This is a genomic window from Streptomyces sp. NPDC005899, from assembly GCF_040629645.1.
GTDB lineage: Bacteria > Actinomycetota > Actinomycetes > Streptomycetales > Streptomycetaceae > Streptomyces.
Genome location: NZ_JBEXWB010000687.1, coordinates 1 through 1,322, shown reverse-complemented (window position 1 = coordinate 1,322; position 1,322 = coordinate 1). Strand labels below are relative to the sequence as shown.

At 76.2% G+C, this 1,322-nt stretch carries 1 protein-coding gene; it reads left to right on the top strand.

Annotated elements, in window-relative coordinates; all coding sequences use genetic code 11:
• Positions 1-151 precede the first annotated feature (151 nt).
• Positions 152-1,322 (top strand): AAA family ATPase (locus ABZ371_RS32665; protein WP_358686570.1); only part of this gene is annotated, 1,171 nt, incomplete at its 3' end.

The window sequence follows — 1,322 nt, the reverse complement described above, 5'->3', positions numbered from 1 at the left end:
GTGACCGGGGCTCCGCCCCGGACGCCGGCGGCGGGATCGCGGGAGCCGAGGGCCGCGCCGAGCGGTCCCGATTCCCCGCGGCCCGTGGCCGGGACGAGGCGCCCGGGGACACCGGGGCCGGAACCGATGTTTCCGTGAACGAGGAGGCCCTGTGAGTACGCCGTATCCCTTCACCGCCATCGTCGGGCAGGACGACCTGCGGCTCGGGCTGTTGCTCAACGCCGTGAGTCCGGCTGTCGGCGGGGTTCTCGTGCGGGGGGAGAAGGGCACGGCCAAGTCCACCGCGGTGCGGGCGCTGGCCGCGCTGGTGCCGGAGGTCGCGGTGGTCGCCGGGTGCCGTTTCTCCTGCGATCCCCAGGCGCCCGACCCGGCGTGCCCGGACGGGCCTCACGAAGCCGGGGCGGGGGTGTCGCGACCCGCGCGGACGGTGGAACTGCCGGTCGGCGCCTCCGAGGACCGGCTCGTGGGCGCCCTCGACATCGAACGGGCGCTCTCGGAGGGCGTGAAGGCCTTCGAGCCGGGGCTCCTGGCGGACGCGCACCGCGGGGTCCTCTACGTGGACGAGGTCAACCTGCTCCACGACCACCTGGTGGACCTGCTGCTCGACGCGGCGGCCATGGGCGCGTCGTACGTCGAGCGTGAGGGCGTGTCCGTGCGGCACGCGGCCCGTTTCCTGCTGGTCGGCACGATGAACCCCGAAGAGGGCGAACTGAGGCCGCAGTTGCTCGACCGTTTCGGGCTGACCGTCGAGGTGGCCGCCTCCCGCGACACCGATCTGCGCGTCGAGGTCGTCCGGCGGCGACTCGCGTACGACGACGATCCGGCCGCCTTCGCCGCGCGGTGGGCCGACGAGGAGGCGGCGCTGCGGGAGCGGATCGCCGCCGCGCGCGGCCTCCTGCCGCGGGTGGTGCTCGGCGACGGGGTGCTGCGCCAGATCGCGGCCACGTGCGCGGCGTTCGAGGTGGACGGTATGCGGGCCGACATCGTCATGGCCCGTACCGCGACCGCGCTCGCCGCGTGGGCGGGCCGCGAGGAGGTCACCGCGCAGGACGTCCGGCAGGCCGCCCTGCTGGCCCTCCCCCACCGGCGCCGACGCAATCCGTTCGACGCCCCGGGTCTCGACGAGGAGAAGCTGGACGACGCGCTCAGGGACGCGGACCCGGGCGGGGACGACGGCGACGACCCGGATCCCGGTGGGCCGGGCGGCGGCGGGGTGCCCCCTCAGGGCGGCGAGCCCGACGGCGGCGCCGGTGCGGAGAACGGCACGGACGGCGGGGGCACGGACGGCGGGCCGGAGAGCGGGCCGGAAGGCGGATCGGGAG